General features: G+C 42.8%; 10 protein-coding genes and 3 pseudogenes. 7 read left to right on the plus strand and 6 right to left on the minus strand.

Annotated features, from left to right (window positions below; genetic code table 11):
• Positions 1-928: 928 nt before the first annotated feature.
• Genes GK047_RS25525 through GK047_RS25535 form a run of 3 tightly spaced genes read left to right on the plus strand, consistent with a single transcriptional unit; the run spans position 929 to position 3,369 of the window.
• Positions 929-1,690: a MerR family transcriptional regulator gene (locus GK047_RS25525; RefSeq protein WP_163953057.1), complete on the plus strand. Its 762-nt coding sequence runs from the start codon at positions 929-931 to the stop codon at positions 1,688-1,690.
• Positions 1,691-1,712: 22 nt separating this feature from the next.
• Complete coding sequence (locus GK047_RS25530; RefSeq protein ID WP_163953059.1) at positions 1,713-2,372, plus strand: GNAT family N-acetyltransferase; 660 nt, start codon at positions 1,713-1,715, stop codon at positions 2,370-2,372.
• Positions 2,356-3,369, plus strand: a complete 1,014-nt coding sequence (locus tag GK047_RS25535; RefSeq protein WP_163953061.1) for an alpha/beta hydrolase family protein — start codon at positions 2,356-2,358, stop codon at positions 3,367-3,369. The genes GK047_RS25530 and GK047_RS25535 overlap by 17 nt, the downstream gene beginning before the upstream one ends.
• Before the next feature lie 145 nt (positions 3,370-3,514).
• Here GK047_RS25535 and GK047_RS30750 read toward each other — a convergent pair whose 3' ends face one another.
• Positions 3,515-3,640 (minus strand): MerR family DNA-binding transcriptional regulator, encoded by a 126-nt coding sequence (locus tag GK047_RS30750; protein WP_163953143.1) that lies wholly within the window; start codon positions 3,638-3,640, stop codon positions 3,515-3,517.
• Between the two features lie 264 nt (positions 3,641-3,904).
• Between GK047_RS30750 and GK047_RS30445 the strand changes: the two are divergent.
• The 4 genes and pseudogenes from GK047_RS30445 to GK047_RS25550 all read left to right on the plus strand — a co-directional run.
• Positions 3,905-4,078, plus strand: a pseudogene (locus GK047_RS30445) (carbohydrate-binding protein); the annotation flags it as partial.
• Positions 4,079-4,222: 144 nt separating this feature from the next.
• Positions 4,223-6,760 (plus strand): annotated as a pseudogene (locus tag GK047_RS25545) (glycosyl hydrolase family 18 protein); the annotation flags it as partial.
• 175 nt (positions 6,761-6,935) lie between these two features.
• Positions 6,936-7,153, plus strand: a pseudogene (locus tag GK047_RS30755) (transposase); the annotation flags it as partial.
• Between the two features lie 289 nt (positions 7,154-7,442).
• Positions 7,443-9,923, plus strand: coding sequence for an O-antigen ligase family protein (locus GK047_RS25550; RefSeq protein ID WP_163953064.1), 2,481 nt, complete (start codon positions 7,443-7,445; stop codon positions 9,921-9,923).
• 358 nt (positions 9,924-10,281) lie between these two features.
• Here the strand turns inward: GK047_RS25550 and GK047_RS25555 are convergent, their stop codons facing one another.
• The 5 genes from GK047_RS25555 to GK047_RS25575 all read right to left on the minus strand — a co-directional run bounded on the left by GK047_RS25555 (position 10,282) and on the right by GK047_RS25575 (position 15,781).
• Positions 10,282-10,929 carry an RCC1 domain-containing protein gene (locus GK047_RS25555; RefSeq protein WP_163953066.1) on the minus strand — a complete coding sequence of 216 codons (648 nt, stop codon included), beginning with the start codon at positions 10,927-10,929 and terminating at the stop codon, positions 10,282-10,284.
• Between the two features lie 8 nt (positions 10,930-10,937).
• Positions 10,938-11,150 (minus strand): hypothetical protein, encoded by a 213-nt coding sequence (locus GK047_RS25560; protein WP_163953067.1) that lies wholly within the window; start codon positions 11,148-11,150, stop codon positions 10,938-10,940.
• Between the two features lie 153 nt (positions 11,151-11,303).
• Positions 11,304-12,596 (minus strand): hydroxylamine reductase, encoded by a 1,293-nt coding sequence (gene hcp, locus GK047_RS25565; RefSeq protein ID WP_163953069.1) that lies wholly within the window; start codon positions 12,594-12,596, stop codon positions 11,304-11,306.
• Between the two features lie 466 nt (positions 12,597-13,062).
• The gene (locus tag GK047_RS25570) at positions 13,063-14,985 is read right to left on the minus strand and encodes an ABC transporter permease (protein WP_346010389.1); all 1,923 of its coding nucleotides are present in this window, start codon (positions 14,983-14,985) and stop codon (positions 13,063-13,065) included.
• On the minus strand, positions 14,963-15,781 hold the full coding sequence (locus GK047_RS25575; protein ID WP_275901715.1) for an ABC transporter ATP-binding protein: 819 nt from the start codon (positions 15,779-15,781) through the stop codon (positions 14,963-14,965). Before GK047_RS25575 ends, GK047_RS25570 begins: the two co-directional genes overlap by 23 nt.
• Positions 15,782-15,878 lie beyond the last annotated feature (97 nt).

A 15,878-nucleotide genomic window follows, 5' to 3' on the forward strand; every position in this document is an offset into this window, starting at 1 on the left:
TTTCTTTTCCAACTGTGGAACACGGATAAATAAATGAAGTTGAATGCACGAACGAATATCTGCCAGAATGCTTGGTTTTTTTCAAATATCTTCTGTTTTCAAAGAACATCAATCACGGATTTAGGTAAACGTTTTGTATACATCACCCAATTACCAAAATTACTTTTATTTCATAATAATTACATTTTATTTACATTTTTAGTATGCTCCTCATATATTTTCTCAGTGTTAAAATAGCTTTAAGGTTTTATGTATGATCCTGAAAAATTAAAAAACACTTCAAAAAATAACTTTTTTTTCATTTTAAGGAAAACAGGTTTCGTACTTTATCGTTTAGCGAATTGGAACAAAACGGATGAATTTTTAGGTCCTTCTAAAAGCAGATCTACATTCGCATCTTAACAAGCTCCTTTTCATAGTTTGTTATTAAAATTTCATAATACCCATAAATATAATATTATTTCTATATAATGGAATAATATTGATATTTTCGTACACCGTTCAATTTTTGTCAACTTTATTTTTAGACATATGGACTCGGCTCCATATCAAGGAATATTTCATCATTTTTCGACATTTATTTATAGTAATATGTATCTATTTATATTAATGGTAAATAGTGGTATGATCCATGTTCTTTAAATTCCCCATTGCTTCCTATTCATTCCTTTTGTTTATTACCAAAATAATAATCACAGCATGTGAATTTCCATCGTTTTTTAGAAAACGGAGCCCGCTAACCCGCGTGGCTCCGTTTGTGTTGTTTCAGGCTTCATTGGAGGGAAATTACACCTTAGTGCCCAAGACCTTTAGGGGGATAAACATAAATGTTTTAGCAATAAATAATTAAATTTCATATTTCTCTTGACCTTAGGTCAGACCTAAGGTTTATTGTAAAGCTATGAATCATTCGAATGGAGTGTCGCAAATGAGCGCGTATATCACAATCAGTGAACTTTCAAAACTGATGAATGTATCCGTACATCAAGTACGTTATTTTGAAGAGAAGGAAATACTCTATCCTGCATATATAGACCATAATCAATATCGTATGTATGGGATTAGCGAGATCTATCAACTTTCTCAAATTTTACTTCTCCGCAAACTTAATATATCTGTGAAACAAATTAAAGAATGTATGATCTCTTACTCCGCCAATGATTATAGCCAGCTTTTCACGAAAACTTTGAAAGACATTCAGTCTGAAATCGACCAATTAATGATCCTTAAGGACTTTATACAAAAGGTTCTTACAGAACACAATGCGTCTCATAACAATCCAGAAAACCATTATCACATGAAGTATTTTGACACTCGACATATGACACAATGGATTCAACTCGGAGAAGAAGAGCAGATAAATGCGAGAAACCTTTATGAAAAGAGGCTTAAACTACCTAATTTATTTGAATCAGACTTGCATTATTTATACGCCTACAACAGAATTAGCATTTGTTTTGAATCCGTTCGTTCTGCTGATCTGAAACTGGAACAAGGAAATTATCTTATTAAAAATTTTATAGTGACAGGGGATAACGACATTTTAGAAGAAATAAAAAAGTTACAGCAGTATATACAAGAAAATCAGTATTCCTATGCAGGAGAAATCATAATCATAGAAAAATCCTATCTTTCTATGTTTAGCAACAATAGTCTTCTCTATGAGATACAAGTGAAAATCAGCGACTAAAAAAACGATTTGGAGGTATGAAATGAGCCCATTCATAATTGTCCCTTATCAAAAGGAAGACGATGAAGCTATTCGTAGTCTTCTAGTTGAATCATTTCATGGAAAATTTCATTCTCTGGTAAATCTAGACGATAAAGCTATTATCGAGTTGCTCATGGAGACTTGGACGGATGATTCAAATTTTTCAGCAAAAAAACAAATGGTAATCAAAGAAAACGAAGCAATTATAGGGACTATTTTACTAAAATGGAAAGAGAACAGTTCATCAAAAAGCACAACAACAAAAATTGATATCATGCACCTCTTCAAGCGATATGGATTTATAAATGTATGGAGATTTATTATTGGAATGAGATTCCTAGAGTACCAACCCAAAGAGCAGGAATGTTATATCGAACATATTGCTATTCATTCAAGTTATCGCAATAAAGGAATTGGCACGCTTCTCCTTGCTTGGTCTAAAAATTACATCCAAAATCATACTGAATTTGAGCAATTAACCTTATATGTATCTGATAAAAACAAACATGCGATTCATTTATATGAAAAGATGGGGTTCTGTATTGAAAAATCAAAATATAATTTGATGAGGCATCTTATCTTCAAAGAAAAGAAATGGAATTTCATGGCATGGGGAGCAAAGCAACATACTAGGAGTGAAACACATGAAAAAACACTTTAAACTTATATTAGTAGGAACTATAGGTATACTTGCTGCTAGCATCGTACTATTTATATATCAAAATACGTTTAAAATAACTGAAAAGAAAATAGAAATTGAAACTTCCAATGGCATTTTAACAGGTACTTTAGCGTTACCAACCGATTATTCTGGAAAATTAGGTCTTGTCGTATTTGTTCATGGTGATGGTGCAATTAATGATTCCTATGATGGCGGATATAAACCACTGTGGGAGAAATTCGCTTCAGTCGGATACGCTTCATTATCCTTGAATAAGCCAGGAATTAATGGATCAAATGGAAATTGGCTGGAACAAAGTATGGATGATCGTGCCCAAGAAGCTATTCATGCAATACACTGGGCTAAAAATTTACCAATGGTTGACAGCAAAAGGATCGGTTTATGGGGTGCAAGTCAAGGTGGCTGGGTGATTCCGAAAATCGCAAAAGAGGATAAAGATATCGCTTTTAACATTCTTGTCTCACCAGCTATAAATTGGGTTACTCAAGGAAAATACAACACTAGAAAAAACCTTCAAAAAGAGGGAACCTCCGAAAAGGAGATTCAAGAGGTAGAAAAATATGATAATCAAGTCTTAGATTTATTGAAATCACAATCTTCTTATGACGATTATCTCAAAATTGCGAATAAAAATAGTTTGATTTCTAAAGAAAGATGGAGTTTTATTAAAAAGAATTATCTCTCTGATGCAACAGAGGATTTGAAATATTTTAATTCACCCGTTCATTTAGTCTTAGGTGGTCAGGATATAAATGTTGATATTAATAATACAGATCTTATTTATCGACAACATATACAATCTAACCAGTTATCTGTATCCATTTTACCTGATGCTGATCATTCCATGCTAAAAAAGGAGATGGTTGCATCTAAATTACGAACAAATCTAACAGCTATTTTCTTTCCCAGAAGTCTTTTTGATGACAAATACTTGAATGATTTAACTCAATTTGTTAGTCAATTTAAAGCTAATTAATTAGCTCTACGCAAAAAGCTCAAGGTTTCATATCATGGTGGCCGAATTAAACAAAAACCGAAAGGTGAGTTAGTGCTCACGCTTCGGTTTTTTATTTGTTTCTTGAATTATGGCTTCTCTACCAGGCTATCCAAGCTTCCTTTATTCAAAGTTGCCTATATCTCCTCGAGCGAGAATAATACCGGTAAGCAGAGGATTGGTCAGTGTGACTGGGAATAACCGAGCCAAGCTTGTTGTAAAAGCGAAGCGTTTGAACGGGGATATTGCAGATCTTTGCCGATTGTCCTCATGCACCCAATATTGTCGAAGACCGCAAGCCCGCTAAGGACTGCTTAACCCCTACTCCGGCTGGGCATCCATTAGGTTGTACCTACAAGGGTTAGGCGCGGTGCAGGTTTGTCCATTTTCCAGAAAAAAACAATTATTTTATTAACTCTTAGAAAGAAGTTATATCTATAGAATAATAAGAATAAAGATCATTTTGTAACACATGAATTGATTGAATTAATCAAAATTGAAAGGAGTTTTATGAAGGATGAGAAAAATTTCGACAAAGAAAGCTATCATTTTGTCGCTTGTCACCGCACTTCTTTTAACGCTTCTGCCGCTTTTCCCCGCCGCCTCTTATGCCGCCGATCGAGGAGCTTGGGCTCCTTACACAGCCTATTCCACAGGCGATACTGTAACATATGGGGGGAAAGCGTATGCTTGCCGGCAAAACCACCAATCTTTGCCCGGGTGGGAGCCGTCTAACGTGCCTTCACTCTGGTTAGAAACAGCAAGTGTCGATTCGCAGCCGCCAACAGCTCCAAGTCAAGCAGCCGCAACGAGTATAGCTGCCACCAGCGTAACCCTTTCATGGGGAGCCTCCACTGATAACGTTAATGTAACCGGTTACATTATATACTTGGGCTCCCAATCTGCAGTCACCGTAACCGACACTAGCGCTACGGTCAGCGGATTGACAGCCAATACGACGTACACCTTTACGGTAAAAGCCAAAGACGCAGCAGGTAACTTATCCACTGCCAGTAACACGGTCACCGTGACCACAACCGGAATCGTAATCGATACACAGCCGCCCACCACTCCAACCAACTTAACCATCACCGCCACAACATCATCCAGCGTATCGTTATCCTGGGGCGCTTCCAGCGACAACATAGGTGTAGTTGGATACAACGTGTACATCGGTACAGCACTTTCTTTGTCTACCAACAATACAACGGCAACCGTCAGCGGATTGACAGGGAACACCGCGTACACCTTCACGGTTACAGCCAAAGATGCGGCCGGAAACTTTTCCGCTGCTAGCAATTCCATCTCCACAACGACGCCTGTGGGCTATAACGCATGGCAGCCCAATATCGCCTATAAAGTCGGAGACACGGTTAGTTACAGCGGTAAAAATTATCAGTGCACCTTCGCGCATACCTCCTTGTTGGGATGGGAACCGCCTAATGCGTCTACGTTGTGGCGAGTAGTTACCGTTGATCCCGGCGGTCCGAGTCCGACAACGCCATATTGCGCGCCAGCCTACCTATCTACCAAAATTTATGCCAAAGACAAAATTGTCGGCTATAACGGCAAAGCATATCGCGCGTTATCCGATGTTCACGGCATCGCCCCTGACGATACGATTTATCATATGTGGGAACTGGTCGGTATCGCTGACCCTAACTTGTGCCCCGTATCCATACCAAACACGATTGATTACGGCCAGCCTACCCCCGTTAACGGGAATCCGCGTACTGGCATCGTGCTGCCATCAGGCCAGATAGCCGCAGCGCATCCCGTATCGGGCACAGGAACGGGAGGCATTCGTGGAGGCATCGATCCTTCGACAGATCCGGGAGGCAATCATCCAGGTTTTGATGCGGACAACGGCGCTCGTGTAGCAAAGCTCCCTTCGGGAACCTTACCGCTTCAGAACAACGTTTACGATCGCAACGCAGGTCAAGAAATCGTGGAATATATGGGGGATTGGGGGATTTACGGACGTCGCTTTGATTTTAATAAATTGGCTGTGAAAAACGTTGATCGCATCGTATACGGCTTTGCCGGCGTCTGCTTCCCGGCGGCCAAGAACTCGCAAACTCCAGGTTTTCCGACCACCGCTCCAGCTGCGGTCAACCGCACCTGCAAGCAAAGCAACCTGCCTGACGGCGCCATGGCGGTAGCCGACTTTGAAGCGGCATTCCTTCGCTTGCAGCCTGGCCAGACAGCCGGAAGTTTGACGGGCACGGAAAGCATGTACGATCTCGACCCCAAAGATGTGCGAGGCGTGTTTGGCGTGATCTATCAGCATCGCAAAAACAACCCGAACCTGAAGCTCGATTTGTCTGTCGGCGGATGGACGCTGAGCGAAGGCTTTCCCTGGATGGCCTCTGACGCTACTCGCCGCAAAGCGTTTGTAGATTCCGTCGTTCGCTTCTTGGAGGAATTCGATTTTGACGGGATCGATATCGACTGGGAATACCCTGGCACGGATGGAGCCGTAGTGGGCATGGCCCGCCCCGACGATCCGCAGAACTACTTGCAGCTTTTGAAAGATTTGCGTGCGGGCATGGATTGGCTTTCGAAGAAAACCGGCAAACAGTACCGACTTTCCAGCGCCATTCCTGCCAGCGTACCAGCGCTTGATAAAATCGACTGGACACAAGTAAGCAAATATCTCGACCGTTTATACGCCATGACCTACGATTTCACCGGCGCTTGGGGACGCCAATTAGGACACCACACTTCGCTGTATAACAATCCAAACCTGAAAGACGAAAGCGGTAATCAGATCCAGCTCTCTGTTGACGCAATAGTGAAATATTTAACCAACCATAGCGTGCCAGCCAACAAAATTATGATCGGTATCGCCAACTATCACCGCTCGAAAGCGATAAAACCCAGCGACATCACCGAGTATTCCAATGGCTTGAAGGGCTCCTCCACCTTCGGCGACCTGAACGCTACAGGCGCAAATTTGATCCTGGGCATTGCGGGTGTTGGCTCCTGGGAAGCCGGCGTCGTGGAAGGATACGATCTCTATCAAAATTTCCTTGATAAAGATTTGAAACCGAAAAACGGTTACCATCTCTACACAGATAAAGCGGCCAATGCCGACTATCTGGTCAATCCGACGGTCGGCTCGTTCATCACCATCGAAACTCCGCGCACCGTCGCGCTGAAAGCACAATATGCCAAGGATCACGGTTTGGCTGGTGTATTCGGATGGCAATTTGAACAGGATAATGGCTACAACCTGAATACTTTAAATCATGTCCTTGGCAATCGTCTCACAAGCGACTTGGCAGATGGAAAGCCACAAAACCAAATTGCCGTTTGCGGCGAGAACGTCACTGCCGCAGAATGCACACAATTGAACGCTAGTATCAAGTAGGTTTTGGACCAAACTCACCCCTTAGTATACAATCGGAAGCACCCCTGCGGTGGTTTCGGTCGCCAAGCTAAGGGGTGGCTTTTCACGCCGTCATACCTAAACTACCGTTCGGACAAAGAAATCGAATCCAGCTAGATCTCCTCCTCATGACATACAGAACTTTCTTTCCTGCAAGAAGGTCAGCGACAAGATATTTGCATCTGTATACCCCGGTGGTATCAGAGATAGCTACCATCCCAAATTGTTGACCAAAGTCATCAACCACACACCTACACCCAGCGGTTCTACTACTCCCGCCAAATCGCAAAAGCCGTGCGTGAAAACGTCATGTTCATGTGGATCGCGGGCCGACAGCGCCCAGATTTCCAGCCAATTAAAATGGTTCGTGATGACAATCGTCTATCAGGATAGATAAAGATTTATATGGGACATAGACCATTTTATGGAATTACCGTATAATATATATTACAGACTTGTTGAAGTAAAACTATTTCACCAAATGATATGGGAAGAGGAAACAGAATTGAACAAGGAGTTATGCCTAAGATCTTAATAAAGCTAAACTATTCTCTGATAATAAAGCAAAAGATTTTACTAAAAAGGGGTAGGTAGTTTATAATGAATTTGTTGTAATTTTAGGGAGAGAAGGGAAAATATACCGATGGGTAAAAGGATATACGGTATGCAGCAGCCAGTTAAGGATGCTGCGGCCGAAGTCGAAAAAAAATCTGTGATTTACTGGTTAATTATAGGACTCTTAGTGTTTTTTTTATTTTGGGCTCCATTTCAGAAAGGGCTTTTCAATGGAAACTCTTTTGATTTTGAACGACCTATCTATTCTTCTGTAATCTGGTCCTCCATTTTTTTATTTATGTTATCCATTCATCTCTTCTTTATATGGAAGCTTCGAGACCATAGAGACACACTTTGTTTCTTAGTATTATTAATTCCTTTAACGTATCTTATATCGCTTATTCATGCCGCGTCGCAACATTATGCCGTGAATATGCTTTATATTCAAATGATTTATATAACTTTTTTTATTTTGGGATCGTTTTTAATGAGAAATAAATTAGGTTACTCCATAATTTCTGGAACCCTGATGGCTTCGGGATACTTCATTGTTATTTTTGGATTATTGAATTGGTTTGGAAATGCAAGGTTTGCAGGTGCTTTGGTTGGATGGTTTACAGATATAAATGGAGTTTATAACCAAGCCGTTATGAATGATTCAAATGGAATCAGGTTAACCTCTGTTTTTCAATACGCAAACAGTTATGCGGCATACTTGATTGCAATTTTGTTGGCATCAACATTTTACGTTGTAAAATCACGAAAGTGGTATGCTATTGCGGTGCATGCATTCATGATGTTGTTAGTTATCATTTCATTCTGGCTTACCTTATCCCGCGGAGCTATCGTTATATTACCAGCCGTGCTGCTAATCATTCTTGTCTTTCAAAATCTTCAAAAGCAGACCCTAATGTTAATTCATCTTGGACTCGCATTCATTGTTTCCTTGGTAATATTAGCTAAGATTACCGATATAGGGGTTCAACTGGAAAGTCAATTTTCGCTTTCATTATCTTGGCAGGGATGGATCTGGTTGCTAGTAGCTTCGGCATCTTTTGCCATTCTTTCTGTGCTCATTCAACTGTTTCTTGCTCCGATTCTTGACAAGAAGCTTCAACGGTTTGCCGGTCGCAAGTTCACAAACATTATCCTTCCTATGACCGCAATCATTTTAGGTCTCATTGGAGCTGTGTTGATATTTAGCGACACGGGGTTCAAAAATCTGCTTCCTTCCAACATCCAAACAAGACTTCAAAGTATAAACTTCGCCCAGCATAGTGTTTTGGAGCGCGGAACATTCTACATGGATGCTATTAAGCTTTGGAAAGATTACCCTATATTAGGTGCAGGTGGAGGGGCATGGGCCGCACTTTATGAAAAATACCAAAATAACCCTTATGTAAGCCGTCAAGCACATAATTTCTTTTTGCAATACTTAGTTGAAGTGGGTATTTTAGGTGTTCTTGTTTTACTTGTTTTTATTGCTTCCATCTTGCTATTTTACATCAAAAGTTATTTCAAAGCTTCCCAGGAAAAACGAGATCAGTATTTTGTGTTTTTTATTTTCACGCTCTCATTACTCTCTCATAGTAGCATCGACTTTGATCTAAGCTATGTTTATCTTGGCACCCTCCTATTTCTTTCTTTGGGAGGCATGTTGGCTTTTACGGAACCTGTTCCTATAAAACTAAAAACAGAAAATTGGGTGTTTCATAAAACGTATCCTGCGTTGATTCTATTACTTTCTATAGCATTGTTCTTTACTTCTGTCAGATTGTTAAGTTCTAATAGTTCATTCGATACTTATCTAAAAATGATAGGGAAGAATCAAAACTATAATGAGATTGCTGTGCCATTAAATAGCGCTATTAAACTCAGTCCAAATCATCCAGATTATATTATGGGTTTTTCTAGTGGTTCGATGTTTATTCCAGGCAAAGTTACGATACTAGATCAGCTTTATAGGCAAACGAAAGACGAGCAATTTTACTCGGAGTCGGAAAGTTTAATTCTATCATTAAAACAAAAAGAGCCTCATAATCGCCTATTGGTGATGGGGCAATTAACACACTTTCAAATGAAGGGGCAACTGGAGGAAGCCCTCACCCTTGTAAATTCCGAGCTTCCGAACTTTCCATGGCAAATTAGTTTATATGAAATGGGCATCTCTTTGGCAGCCGACTTAGGAATTCAAGCGAAAGCAGATGGTAAGGCACAAAATTCTAGTAAATACTGGAATAACGCACTGGAATTACATCAAACCGTGCTTAATCGAATGGAACTTCTTAAAAGCCTTCCTAAAGAACAAAACCAAGGACAACAATTTGGGGTTACCAAACAAATGTCCATTTCTTTGGGTGAGATTTATTTCATGCGTGGAGAGTTCCAGAATTCGATTGCGTTTCTTAAACCGATTCTGACAGATCAATTGGACGATCAATTAAATCGCTTGGCAGCTCGCTATTATTTGGCTGCCCTAAACATGCAAAAGCAAAATGATCAAGCTTTGTTTGAAAAGCTGGTTGCAAAAGACCCCACCGAGCAACAGCAAATCGAAGCTCTTATTTCGTCCGCAAATGTTAGCCGTTAAATCTCGATACCCCTTTACTGATGGATCGGTCCAAGTGCTACTTATTGGGCTTAAGTTTGGGAAAACCGCGCTATCCCAAATACTGGAATTTGATCTCTATCTTTTACTTACCTGACTTCTGTCTATGTTAGCACAACAAATCGCCCTTCGTATGCCGTGAAAGCATAGTAACGAAGAGCGATTTGTTCGTCTTCGAGTCACTAAACTCCAAATTCTCGTATAAACCAAGTATTCTCGATAATTTCTCCGTTTAGAGGGGAAGTAGCACTAGCATTTCTCCCATTGCCTTTCCTTCTCTCTGTTTCAATAAACGGGCTACCGCCGGGCCAAAGATAGCCAGATATATAATTCAGGCATGCTACTTCAATTCAATTACCGTGGGGAAGATTCTAAACTTATTCGTTACGCCATCTCCAAGCTGCCCGTAAGTATCATCTCCCCAGGCATGAATAATTCCTTGGTCATCAATTGCAAATGAATGGTAAGATCCGGTATCAATTTTTATTATTTTTGCATTGAGTTTATTTTTCACTGGAATTTTAGAATCTACCGTTGTTCCATTTCCTAGCTGACCATACTGATTCCATCCCCATACATAAACCTCACCATTTTCAGTTAGAGCTACCGAGTGCTTAAAACCTGCTGAAACAAAATTTATATTCCCATTAAATCCATCAATTTTTACAGGTTCAGGTTTATTTTGGCTATCTTTTAAACTACCATCTTTTTCATAAACATTACTACTCCCATCGCCAATTTGACCGTTTGAGTTATACCCCCAAGCCCAAATTCCCTCATCTCGAGTTAAAGCTAAAGAATGATTATTTCCTGCTGAAATACTTGTAACTCCACTTAAATTTCTAACGATAACTGGTATATTACTTTTTTTGGTGCTTCCATTGCCTAATTGATTAAATTCATTTCGACCCCAAGACCATACTTTACCGTCTTTAGTTAAAGCTAAAGAATGGCTGCCTCCTGCTTCTACTGCTACAATATCATTCAATATAAAACTTATTCAATCCCGTATTTATCATAAAGCTCCTTGATTAATTCATCTCTTTTTTCTTTTCCAACTAAAATCCTTGTTTCTTGTTGGTATCTTGTTGTAATGAGAGTTTTTGCTGCTTCTACTCTTATACTTTTTCCAAGAGGGGTAAATCCCACAATTATAAACACAATTGAGACTCCTACAATAATTTGTTTTAATGAGATACTAATTTTCATTACTGACCCCCTTTTATAAATTAGACGAAACAGATCATACTTTGTTCCGCTATTCTGCACGTAGCTTTTTCACCATACAACAAAATTAATAAGCGTTCACCCAATAGAGTGAACGCCTTTACTTCAAAACGTATATACAACGCCATAATCAGATTAGTGCAACGAAAGCATGGCCGCCATGTCCTCTTGTGCATCGCCGATCAGTTTCAGGCCGAATTTCTCGACGAGTACGTTCATGACACCCTCATTAATGAACTCCGGCGCCTTCGGGCCGATGCGGATATCCTGGATTCCGAGGCTGAACAAGCCTAACAGAATGGCGACTGCCTTCTGCTCGAACCATGACAACACGATGCTCACTGGCAGTTCGTTGACACTGCAGCCAAAGGCGTCGGCAAGCGCCAGCGCGATTTTGACCGTGGAGCCGGAGTTGTTGCACTGGCCCAAATCGATGTATCGCGGGATACCGGTGTCAGCAACCGTGCCGTAATCCACATCATTAAAGCGGAACTTGCCGCAGGACGTCGTCAGGATGATCGTGTCGTTCGGAAGCGATGTCGCCAGTTCGCGGTAATACTCGCCGCCCTTGCCCGGGGCGTCGCAGCCGGCGATGACGAAGAAACGCTTGATCAGGCCGTCTTTAACCGCTTGAATGATCTCTGGCGCAAGCCCGATGACGGTTTCGTGGTGGTAGCCGGTGGTCAGCACCTGCTCGGAGTCGATATTCGCCTCCGGCAGCTCGAGCGCCCGCTCGATCAGCGGCGAGAAATCCTCGTCGACAATTTTCGCGACGTTCTCAAGCCCGGCTACCTCATAGGAGAAAAAGCGATCCGCATACGTGCCCTTGATCGGCATGACGCAGTTTGTCGTCGCTAGAATCGCTCCCGGGAACTGCTCGAACAGCCGGCGTTGATCATACCAAGCTTTCCCGATGTTTCCTTTTAAATGTGCATATTGCTTCAGCTTCGGATACCCATGGGCTGGCAGCATTTCGGAGTGGGTATAGATATTGATGCCTTTGCCTTCCGTCTGCTTAAGCAGCTCTTCTAGCGCATACAGGTTGTGCCCCGTCACGACGATGCACTTGCCCTCGATCTTATTCTGCGGTACCGTAACCGGCTGCGGAATACCGAAGTGCGTCGTATGCGCACGGTCGAGTACATCCATGATCCGCACCGCTGCATTGCCAACCTTCATGGCCATATCTAGGTGCTCCTGCAGATTGAAATTAGAGTTGGTTAATGTCAGATAAAGTGCTTCGTGCGTTATTTTATCCACTTCCGGGTCGGTGTAGCCAAGCTGTCTGGCGTGCGTCGCATAAGCGGCAATTCCCTTCAGTGCAAAGATGATCGTATCCTGCAGGCTTGCGATCGTCTCGTCTTTTCCGCACACCCCGATAACCTTGCAACCGCCGTCCGGCGTTTGTTCGCATTGGTAACAAAACATGATGCATCCTCCGTTCATGATTCGCTATGTCTCTTACAACGATTAGCTTATCAGAAGCGGGAGGAAGCTACTGTGACGGAGGTCACATCGTTTCTGGCGAAATAGTGACAACAGAGCGCAATTGATAAAAAAATAATGTCCCTTCCCTTATAAGGATAGGACATTATTTTGCCAATGAGACTTTTCTCTGCATTTCAGCATTCATCACATAGGCTCGAACCTGAGTTCCCCGACTTGATAATTCTACTGCTTGTCTCTCTAGTAAAACCTACTAAATAAATACCATAACTTGTGAATCAGGAGTCTTTTAAAGCATTCACCCCCTACTTCAAAACTTATTTGTCACCCAAAATCATCATAACGTCTGTACTTCCTGCTTTCCGTGCGTCATGTATAAAGCGCCACTTCATGCCATCCTCTGAACAAGCATGACCACGGCTAAACAGCCCTGTAACTTGCCAAACCGCTACAACGCCAACCTCACAATACGGCGATAATAACCAACGGTGAGAACAGCAAAAACGAAATAGATGAGCGTGTATATCGCCATGGCAATAGCTGCTGGAAAGGTGATGTCTGACAACGTCAGCGCGGAGGCTGCTTTTACGGCGAAGATGGAATGGACAAGCCCTATCGCCAGCGGAATCGCGAACACAAACAGCTGTTTACGGATAATGCCGCCCATCATCTCACGCTCCCCAAATCCGAGCTGCCGCAGAATCGTATAGCTTTTCCTCTCCTGCTCCGCCTCTGTCATCTGCTTGAAATACAGTATGCTGCCTGTCGCGATCAGGAAGATAAGACCGAGAAAACCTGCTATGAAAATGATCAGCCCGAATTTTTGGAGTGACTCTTTATAATACGCGTGGAAGTCCGGCCTGAACTCATCTGCCTTGACATATTTCGCATAGAAACCAGATGCCGCTGCACGCTCGCTCTTAGCTGCGATCTGGTAGGTATCAATGCGAATGGGTTCCTGTTCAGGGGAAGCAGGCATCTGCTCACGAATAGCATTTAGCGTCGCCTCCGGTACGACCAGTTGACGACCGTTCACGTTGTAGTTCATCGTATGGCGATCAATACCTTTGGTCACATTGATGATGATGTGAACCCCGCTTGCTCCAAAATCAACCGCTTGCGGAAACAAAGCGGTGTCCTTCTCCTTGCTTAATGCTTTCCTCTGGCCTTTGTACCAGACGGCCTCACCTTGCCCCGGCATGACAATATCGGCACCGCTCGCCTGTAGTTGTTCTGCTGCGAGCAACAATATGCTGTGTCCATCCTCCTTCCCTTTGCCGAAAGTGCCTGTCAGCCGAACCGCCTCAACTGGTTGATGAATAAACGTAAATCCGGCCTTCTCCAGCTCTACACGAAATAACTTCGCATCATGTTCATTATTTTCAAAGATAAAATCGTATGGCAGCATGGCCCGGGACTCACTCTCGGCCGAATAATAGAGCGAATAAGCGATTGCCACCATTGTCAGTGTCATCGCAGACAGAACCGTAATCAGTGTGAGAGAATTCGCATTAGCTTTCATCCGATGCATGATCGGAGCCAGTGACAAACTGTTTTTCAGTCCGAGTTGTCCGTTCTTGCTCCTTCGAACCCGATAGAACAGCCAGCCAATCGTTACACGAAACAGCAGATAGGTTCCGAGTACGGTCGAAGCGAGAATGATCAGCATTTGCAGGAACAGATCCTGACCGGGCGCTTTGCTGGAGAGCAGATAGCCAATTGCGATCAGCACAATGCCGAGCAGCCCCATCATGGCGGACAAGAGTGCTCTCGGCTGTTTCGGATGATCACCCTCTCGATCCGCCTTGAAGAGTTCGAGCAGCGTAGTGCGGTAAACTTTGAACAGCATTTGTATCAATGTAAGGCCGATAAGTATGGCAAACACAATGGCGGTTTGAATGGCAGCTGAACAGGAGAATGAGAGGGTTATTACGCTTTCGATACCGATCAGTTTCATCAGAATGAGCAAAAAAAGCCGCGACACGAGCGCACCGCCGCCAATCCCGATTAGGAGCGCTCCTAACCCAAGGAGCACATTCTCGGTAATGAGCAACAGCCCCACTTCTCTGCGCGAAAGGCCCACCAGCTGATAGAGCCCGATTTCCCTGCTGCGCCGTTTCAGAAAAATGGTGTTCGCATAAATCATGAAAATGACCACAATTGCAAGCAGCAATGCCCCTGACACTTTAAACAACGAAGCAAATTGAACATCTCCAAATGTCGCTGCCATGATGGAAGAATCATTCTGCAACGTAGCAAACACGAAGTATAGGGTTGTACTAAAAATAAGCGCGAAAAAGTACAAATAGTAATGTTTAATATTTTTCCGCATGCTGCGGATGACCAACTCAAACAGTGTCAACGTGGTCACCCCCGAGCACGGCCTGCACATTCATGATATCTTTGAAGAAGGCTTGCCGCGTCTTGGTGCCGCGATATAATTCGGAATACAGCATTCCGTCCTTCAAAAAAACGACGCGACTGCAATAGCTCGAGGCTACTGGATCATGCGTCACCATCATAATGGTAAGGCTGCGCTGCCGATTAAGCCCCTCCATCATTCCGAGTAGCGAGGAAGCTGCCTTCGAATCTAGCGCGCCTGTCGGCTCATCCGCAAATACGATAGAAGGCCTGTGGATCAATGCGCGTGCCGCAGACGTCCGCTGCCGCTGACCGCCGGAAATTTCATGCGGATATTTATGGGCAATCTCCAAGATGCCGAGATCTGCAGCAATGGCCTGAAATTCAACCTCCGCCGCTTTTTTCTTCATCTTGCCGAGAGAGATGGGCAGCAGAATGTTCTCTTTTACTGTCAACGTGTCGAGCAAATTGTAATCCTGAAAGATGAAACCGAGCTTGTTGCGCCGGAAAATAGACAGTTCTGCGTTTTTCATATTCGAGATGTCCGCATCTTCGACGAATATTTTCCCTTCCGTCGCTTTATCAATTGTCGCCAGGACATTGATCAACGTCGACTTCCCCGATCCGGACGGCCCCATAATGCCGACAAATTCCCCTTCCACTACGCGTAGGTCGATGCCCCTCAGCACCTGCTGAACATTGCCCCTGACACCAAATGATTTACGGATTTGCTCAGCATGCAGCACGGTTTTTTGCCAATTGTTTTGATTCATCCCCATAGCCTCCCACTCTGATCTAACATTCATTTTAGAGAAAAAGGTCGTTCCCGTCGCTCACATCAGATGACAAGTAGGAGATTCTACGTGACAATGTTGTCATATTGAATCGATTTTGTTCACATGG

Source organism: Paenibacillus sp. SYP-B3998 (genome assembly GCF_010820665.1).
GTDB lineage: Bacteria > Bacillota > Bacilli > Paenibacillales > NBRC-103111 > Paenibacillus_E.

Coding starts and splice junctions, on each gene's coding strand:
- GK047_RS25525 (WP_163953057.1), top strand. CDS start 929: ATGAGCGCGTATATCACAATCAGTGAACTTTCAAAACTGATGAATGTA.
- GK047_RS25530 (WP_163953059.1), top strand. CDS start 1,713: ATGAGCCCATTCATAATTGTCCCTTATCAAAAGGAAGACGATGAAGCT.
- GK047_RS25535 (WP_163953061.1), top strand. CDS start 2,356: ATGAAAAAACACTTTAAACTTATATTAGTAGGAACTATAGGTATACTT.
- GK047_RS25550 (WP_163953064.1), top strand. CDS start 7,443: ATGCAGCAGCCAGTTAAGGATGCTGCGGCCGAAGTCGAAAAAAAATCT.
- GK047_RS25560 (WP_163953067.1), bottom strand. CDS start 11,150: ATGAAAATTAGTATCTCATTAAAACAAATTATTGTAGGAGTCTCAATT.
- hcp (WP_163953069.1), bottom strand. CDS start 12,596: ATGTTTTGTTACCAATGCGAACAAACGCCGGACGGCGGTTGCAAGGTT.
- GK047_RS25575 (WP_275901715.1), bottom strand. CDS start 15,781: ATGAATGTTAGATCAGAGTGGGAGGCTATGGGGATGAATCAAAACAAT.